5 protein-coding genes and 1 tRNA gene are annotated in these 7,214 nt (G+C 63.7%); 1 reads left to right on the top strand and 5 read right to left on the bottom strand.

Annotated features, from left to right (window positions below; genetic code table 11):
- Positions 1 to 1,048: 1,048 nt before the first annotated feature.
- Positions 1,049 to 1,867 (top strand): abortive infection family protein, encoded by an 819-nt coding sequence (locus tag VGQ94_09475; protein HEV2022748.1) that lies wholly within the window; start codon positions 1,049 to 1,051, stop codon positions 1,865 to 1,867.
- A gap of 20 nt (positions 1,868 to 1,887) precedes the next feature.
- Here VGQ94_09475 and VGQ94_09470 read toward each other — a convergent pair.
- From VGQ94_09470 to VGQ94_09450, 5 genes are all read right to left on the bottom strand, one after another.
- Positions 1,888 to 1,963, bottom strand: a tRNA-Lys gene (locus VGQ94_09470).
- 117 nt (positions 1,964 to 2,080) lie between these two features.
- Positions 2,081 to 3,541: an amidase gene (locus VGQ94_09465; protein ID HEV2022747.1), complete on the bottom strand. Its 1,461-nt coding sequence runs from the start codon at positions 3,539 to 3,541 to the stop codon at positions 2,081 to 2,083.
- Positions 3,542 to 3,543: 2 nt separating this feature from the next.
- The gene (locus tag VGQ94_09460; protein ID HEV2022746.1) at positions 3,544 to 3,936 is read right to left on the bottom strand and encodes a hypothetical protein; all 393 of its coding nucleotides are present in this window, start codon (positions 3,934 to 3,936) and stop codon (positions 3,544 to 3,546) included.
- A 121-nt stretch (positions 3,937 to 4,057) separates the two neighbouring features.
- Positions 4,058 to 5,761: a TonB-dependent receptor gene (locus VGQ94_09455; GenBank protein ID HEV2022745.1), complete on the bottom strand. Its 1,704-nt coding sequence runs from the start codon at positions 5,759 to 5,761 to the stop codon at positions 4,058 to 4,060.
- Between the two features lie 18 nt (positions 5,762 to 5,779).
- Positions 5,780 to 7,214 (bottom strand): GWxTD domain-containing protein (locus VGQ94_09450; GenBank protein HEV2022744.1); only part of this gene is annotated, 1,435 nt, incomplete at its 5' end.

Here is a 7,214-nt window from a genome sequence, read left to right as displayed (position 1 = left end):
GCCGAATCACAGGAGTTTCAGACGCCAGCGCAGGTGGGTCAATTGAAACGGATAATCGAACTGCTGATGGAGTCAACCCAGCTGCAGAAAGCTGCTTTTGGGTTCCCCTCAGGAACCTGTATAGGCCCAGCGCTGCGGGTTGCTCAGCCTGCCTGGTAGGGGTGGGCCACCCGCCGGGCTTGACGATGCCTCCGCTAAGGCGTGGAATCAGGAATCGGCAGGTGAAGCCATGTGGACCATCGCTGGCGGCATACTTCTGGCGTTGGCACTTCTAGTCGTTGGCCTTTTGACACTCTCCGGCCTTGGATATTTCTTCGGGTTCGTCTGGGAGCGGGTCACCGGCCCATCCGCCGCAGAGCGCAGCCGCCAGCAAGTTGAAGCGATGCGGAAGTGGGAAATCGATGGCCCCACCTGTTATTGCGATAACCTCATCCAAGGGGGATGGAACGACCCATCTGCGCACGACAGCACCTGTCATAGACGCTACTGGTTGCTGGACCGGGAACACCAAAGAGCGAGGTGGGCAATGGGGAACTCAAGTGATTCCAGGCTGAGGAATTGGGCCAGGCAGCTTGGGGCGTTCAATTCGAAGGCAGAGAAGGAATATGTATATACCCCTGTGGTTAATCGTCGCAGCGGCCGTGGTCCTGTTCCTGGTGGCCGTAGAGCGCTCGCCGGCAGGTGAGCGACCTGGCCCTTGGACCTGGGGTCTTTTCTTGCTCTGCATCACATCGTTGGTCCTCGACCTTGACAGGACCACGATCATCGCGATGCTGGCTCTATGGTCGATAGTCGGGTTCGTTGTTTGGGTGTGGTGGAGCCACCGGCAAGAGCGACAGGACGAGTTGTGGTGGCAGAATGAGGATGCCAGGTTGCGAAAGGAGGCCAAAGAGGTCATCGCAGAATATGACGCGTGGGACGACGCCAAGAAGGCCGCAATGGATGCCTACTTGGAAAAAACAAGGGCGAAACCGGAGTCTACTTCTAGCTAGAGTAGGGGGGCGGCTCAACCGCCGTGAATTGCGCTGGAGGCACGGGTGATCTGTTGATGAAGATTCCTGTCCCTGTTATCGCGGTAGTGTCCGATGTGCTAGCGCGCAACTACACTCACAACCGTCTTGACTTCTTGATGGAACAGGCCGGGCTGACCGGGGACCCGCCTTTCGGCAACAAGGTAGACAAAGCACGAGCTTGGCTGAAGCGGGCGAACACCGACTCTGCCATTACCGACCCGCTCTCCACCTTGGGGAGAGCGCTGGAGGAATTCATGGAAGTGGACTCGTCGGGGTACGGCGTGCTCACGGACCTTTCTGCCGAACGCGAGCAAATCAATGCAAAACTTGCTGAACATTCGCTCGCATACTTGAAAGGTGGTCACGTCGTTCGTTCTGGTCTCGGCGTGGTGAGTCGCAGCGTCGAAGACATCATTCGGACAAGAGACTTGGCTGCACTTCAATCCGAGTTCGATCGCATCTTCGAGAATATAGAACGTGACCCACCTGCAGCAGTCACCGCTTCCTGTGCTCTCTTGGAATCGCTCTTCAAGCTTTATATTGCTGACGAAAGGCTTACGATGCCCGCTGATGAGAGCATCAAGCCGCTGTGGAATGTCGTAAGGAAGGACCTGAAGCTTGACCCAGTGTCGTTCCAAGACGAGGACCTCAAGAAGATCCTCAGTGGACTCGCTTCTATTGTGGATGGAACCGCTGGCCTTCGCACTCACAAGGGGTCGGCACACGGGCAAGGCAGGAAGACGTATAAAGTTGAGCCTCGCCACGCGCGCCTAACCGCCCACTCTGCGCTCACGTTAGCCATGTTTATCCTCGAAACCTGGGACAAGCGACAGACGCGTCGAGGCTCATCGTGAGCTTATGCTGGTGTTTGGAGTGGTGAGCGCGGAAGGAATCGAACCTTCAACCTACTGATTAAGAGTCAGTTGCTCTACCAATTGAGCTACGCGCCCACGGTGGGACAGTTTACGGTAAGACAGTGAACTGTTAACGGTTTGGAAATTATAACATCCATGTTTCTCGCTGCGCACTTTCCAGTTTCCGGTTTCTCGTTTCTCGAGACGCCGGCGCTACGCCACCGGCGGCCGCTGCTTGTGCCAGTCGGTGTGCTGCTGCAAGGTGCGGGCGGCGCGCAGGACGGCGTCCTCTCCGAGCGGCGGGCCGATGAACTGGATGCCCACCGGGAGTTTCCCTTCCGTAAACCCGCAGGGGACGCTGATGGCGGGCAGGCCGCACAGGTTGCCGATGCCGCCGATCGGGTCGGCGAAGTCGAGGGCCTTGTCGAGGTCTTCTGACAGCTTGGTGGCGGCCACGGGCAGCGAGGCGGCGCAGAGCACGTCGAACTTCTCGAAGAGCGCCTCGATCTTCTTCTGCACGATGGCGCGGATGCGCATGGCGCGCAGGAAGTCCGAGGCCGGGATCTGGCGGTTGATGTAGCCGCCGAGGCGGCCCTGGTCGTCCACCAGCTCGGAGATGCGGCCGGAATCGATCAGCGCTTCGAAGGCGGAGCAGCCCTCGACAGAAATAATCGTCCCGGCGGCCGCGCCGAAGGCGCCCTTGCCGTCGGGCAGCTCGGCGTCGGAGAAGTCACAGCCGTTCTTCTTCAGGACCTCGACGGCGGCTTTAAAAGCCGCCTCTACACCGGCATCCATCTTCTTCCACTGATTCTTGAGCCAGCCCACACGTAGTGGCTTCTTCCGTGAGCTCGACGTCCCACCTTCGGGGGAATACGTGAAGGCCGCATCGCTGGGCGGCAGCGAGCCAGGGTCGGCAGGGTCGTGTCCGGCGATGGCGGAGAGGATGAGCCCGCAGTCGTCGGCCGAGCGAGCCATGGGGCCGATCTTGTCCATGGAGAAGGAAAGCGCCATGGCACCGTGGCGGCTGACGCGTCCGTAGGTGGGCCGCAGGCCGGAGACGCCGCAATAGGCCGAGGGGCAGACGATGGAGCCCCAAGTCTCCGTCCCGATGGCGAAGCCGGCGAGCCCGGCGGCCACGATGGCGCCTGAGCCGGCAGACGACCCGCAGGTCCAGCACTCTTCGTTCCAGGGATTGTGCGCCGGGCCGCTGATGGAGGCGTTGCCGAAGTGGTAGCCCATGCCTCCGGCCAGCTCGATCATGGCGGCCTTGCCCAAGAGCACCGCGCCCGCGGCGCGCAGGCGCTCGATGACGGTGGCGTCGTAGTCGAACTTCTGCCCGGCAAAGGGACGCGCGCCCCAGGTGGTGGGGTATCCCGCCACCGCCAGCAAGTCCTTGGCGGCGTAGGGGATGCCGTGCAGCGGCCCGCGGTACTTCCCCGCCGCGATCTCGCGCTCGGTCGCGGCCGCTTCCTTGAGCGTGATTTCCGGGGTCAGGGTGGCGTAGGCGTTGAGCTTCGCGCCCAGCGTCTGGCTGCGTTCGAGATAACTTTCCGCCAGCTTCACCGGGGAAAGCTTGCGCGCCCGGATGCGCTGGCCCAATTCGCGGACGGACAGATAAAGGATGTCATCTGAATAGAGTGCGTCATCTGAATGGAGTGCGTTGGGGGAGGCCATGGCTAGCGCTTCCCTCCCCTGCGCAGTTTGAGGACGGTGGCGGGCTCGTCGGAGATGGAGAGGGGAAAGGCGCGCAGGCTCTCCACCCCCTCCTGGCCCAGGGTGATGAGGCGGCGGACCTCGGCCTTCTGCGCGCCGGAGAGGCGGTCGCCGAACTGGCGCATCACGCCTTGGACGCGGGCCTCGACCTCGGCCTGGCTGGCGGCGGAGAGCTTGGGCGGAGCTGAACCTTCGGGTGGCGACGGGGCGGCGGGCGACGGAGACGGCGCGGCGGCCTGCGAGAAGGCGTTCGCGGGCAGCACGGCGATGGTGGCCGCGGCCAGCGCGGCGGAGCGCGCGAAGGCACGCCGGGTGATGGCGCTGGAGGATTCAGGGCGATGAGTTCGTTTCGACATGGCTCGACCCTCTTGGGAAATGATGAAGGCGGAGCCTAATCGAAGGAGGGGGCGGCGTCAACGGGCTGGCGTCTGACCAAGAGAAGCAGGTCCCTCGCGCCGCGCTCGGGATGACAATTCTTTAGAAGGTGAAGGCGAGGCCGCCGCGGATGGAGCGCGGGGCCTGCATCAGGTAGAGGGTATGGCCGTCCTGTCCGAAGACGGGGACGTAGCCCTCGGCCAGCAGGTTGCGCACGTCGATCAGCGCTTCCATGTGGCCGAGCGAGGAACTCTTGGGCAGCGGCTGGCGGATGAAGAAGCTGAAGTAGGGATCGGCCTGGCCAGGAGAGGCGTCAAACAGGTCCACCGGGGTGAGGGCGTGTGTGCTGGTCCACCGGTAGGAGGCGATCCAGCGCGTGCCGACGTGCGGCACCCGGCCCATCATCTTGGCGGTGACGGCGTGCGCGTACTGGTTGCGCAACGCCGAATGCACCTGATCCCAGGACAGGTTCGAGCCTTCCAGCTTCAGCACGCCGCCGTAGGCGTAGCTGAGTGCGCCGCTGAGGTTCGGGCCCAACTTGCGCTCCGCCACGACGCGCAGGCCGCGCGCGTCGAGGTTGCCGCCATTGAAGGCGAAGGTATTGGAATAGACGTCGGGGAGGAACTCGCCGGAAGTGGAGCTGACGACGCCGGCGCCGGTGAGGGCGGTGTCCGCGATGTGGTCGCTGTAGACGGCCACCTGCAGGCTGTTCTTCCCCTGGCGGCGGGACAGGGAGATCTCCTGGTGGCGAGCACGCTCCAGCCGCGGCTCGGACCCCAGCAGCGTGATCCGCGGACCAGACTCGGTGAGGTCGGCGGGCGCGGTGTCAAAGCCCTTGGCCAGGCGGGTGGTGGGCTGGGCGGTGGCGTACTGGTAGCGCACCACGGTGTTGGGCGAAAGGTGCACCGCCACGCCACCGAAGGGCCGGAAGGCGTTCATCCGCCCGCGGAACTGGATGCCCTGCAGCTCGCCGCCGTAGTTCAACTCGACGAAATCCATGAGCGTCGTGCTGTCGGAGAGGGAGAGGGCCAGGGCTTCGAGTGCCGCGTCGCGGGAAGTGGCAGCGGGCGCGGCCAGGCGGCGGAAGGTGACCGCCAGCTCGGGATGGGAGCCGTTCGAAAGCTTATGAGAGTAGGTGGCGCGCAGAACGGTGCTGGGAGACCCGTTGCCGTAGCCAATGTCGCCGGCAAAAGAAACGGTTGCGGCAGAGGAGAACAGGGAGCGCTCCACGTTGAAGGCCGCCGTCTGGTCGCTGGCGCTTCCGAAGCCTTCATTCTCGGAGCCGGCGAGGAAGGCCACCCGCGCTTTCAGGGTGCGGTCCTCCTGTCGGGAGGAACTGGCCACCACCACGAGCGGGCCGTCATCGAGCACGCGCAGGATGGGGCGGTTGGCGGTAGAGCGCAGGGTCCACTTCCAGTCGTCGTCGTCTTCCGACGCGCGGCGGCGGGAGGGCAGCAGTTCCATGGCTTCGAACAGGGTGTTGAGCGTCAGGTTGACGGCCAGGTGGGCGCCGGCGCGTAGCGCCACGTTCTCTCGCAGGGTGGGCAGGAAGGCGGGCGCGGTGACTTTGACGAAGTACACGCCGGGCAGCAGGCCAGCGGCGCGGTAGTAGCCGCGGGCGTCGGTGAATACGGTGGAGGTCTCGAGGCCGCCGGTGGTGGACACCTCGACGCTGGCCCCCATCTGGGGCGTCCCGCGGGAGCTCTTCACATACCCGCTGATGGAGCCGGGCTTGGAAGCGGCCAGGGCCGGCACCGCCAGCGCCAGCGTTATCAGCATCCAGCCCAGCTTTTTGCCTGCGCTCACTGCCTGCGTCCTTTCCGCTTACTCGACCACGAACTTGGCCGAAGGAGCGATGGACTGCTTGGAGACGTTGTCGCTCACCTTCACCGTGACCTGATAGGTGCCGGGTTCGAGGGCAGTTAACGACACCTGCTTTTCCAGCGTCACCTGGTCGCCCAAGTTGCCCATCTGGTCGGTGGACTCGCTGGAGGTCACCACCGTCTGGTTGTTGGCGGTGTTCACGACCTGGTATTCGAAGGTCGCGGAGGGCTTGTTGGTTTTCTCATCCACGCCCAGGTTGTACACCTGCATCCAGAAGTTGAGCTTCTGGGTGCGCTTGAAGCTGGCAGGCTTGCCGTCAGAGGATTCCAGGCGCGGGCGCACCTTGGTGGTGCCGATCACGAAGCTGCCGGTGCCCACGTTCTTGGGCGCGACCTTCTCCATCTGGTCGGCCAGGATGAGGGTGGAGGAGGCGAGCTTTTCGTCCCCGTAGTCCGGTACCTGGATGCCTTTGCTCCAGGTCCCGACGCGGTCTCCGTTCACGTCCTTCACCACCAGGTCCACGCGGTAGCGCCCGGGGCGCAGCGGCATAGCCTTCCAGTAGACGGAGGTGTTCTCGATGGTCTTGGGCAGCAGTTCGGCGGGGACGTCCACCTGCACCGTGTCCTCAAAGGTCTGGGCGACGCGCCCGGTGAGGGTGGTGACCCGCCCGTAGATGTTGACCACGCCGCGCTGGATGCCGTCCTTGTTGACGAAGGTGATGTCGCGGTTCTTCACTTGCACGGTCACCGGGACCAGCACGGTATCCGAGGTGACGCGGACAAAGTCGGCGCGCACGTCAAAGGCCATCAGGTTCACGCGAATCTTGTGCGTGACCACCTCTTCCAGGTCCTTGAACTTGATGGACGGCGCCCGGTTGAGCTTGCCGTAGATCTCCAGGCGGTCGAACTCGTTGTCGTGCTGGCGATGGTTGGTGAACGGTCCCTGGCCCAGCCGCTCGATGCCGCCGGTGGTGAAGCGGTCGGCCTTGTTGGCCAGCCCCATCTCCTCGTACCAGGTCTGGCCGGCGTTGGGGACGTTGAGCAGCGCGTCCTTCTCCGAGCGATCGATGGTCATGTGGTAGTCGCTGCACATGCAGGTGTCCACGAACTCGATGGTGATCTCCTGGCCGATGTCCTCCAGGTAGCGGTAGCGCCAGATCTCAAAGGGATAGGTGGAAGTGGATCCGCCGCCTTCTTCTGACGGGCGCTGGTAGTAGCCGCCGGTGGGATGGGATTCAATTTCATCCGGCGGGCCGAAAATCACGTAGACGCGGCCGCGGTCGGTGCGGAAGCCGGCCTTCCCGGACTGGTAGTGCTCGTTGGCGTAGGCGATGCGCCGGTAGTGCTCTTCCTTGAATTCGTTCTCCACCGTGTCGGGGGTGGGGTCGCGCCGCAGCCAGAACTGCTCGATGAACTGGTCGCGCTCCTCGTCATTG

It is taken from the genome of Terriglobales bacterium (assembly GCA_035937135.1).
In the GTDB taxonomy this organism is placed as follows: domain Bacteria; phylum Acidobacteriota; class Terriglobia; order Terriglobales; family Acidobacteriaceae; genus DASYVL01.
The sequence above is the reverse complement of the archived record's forward strand: the minus strand, read 5'-3'. Positions and strand labels throughout refer to the sequence as shown.

What these genes read in the sequence shown, in the direction of transcription:
- VGQ94_09475 (HEV2022748.1), top strand. Translation starts at nt 1,049, where the DNA reads ATGAAGATTCCTGTCCCTGTTATCGCGGTAGTGTCCGATGTGCTAGCG.
- VGQ94_09465 (HEV2022747.1), bottom strand. Translation starts at nt 3,541, where the DNA reads ATGGCCTCCCCCAACGCACTCCATTCAGATGACGCACTCTATTCAGAT.
- VGQ94_09460 (HEV2022746.1), bottom strand. Translation starts at nt 3,936, where the DNA reads ATGTCGAAACGAACTCATCGCCCTGAATCCTCCAGCGCCATCACCCGG.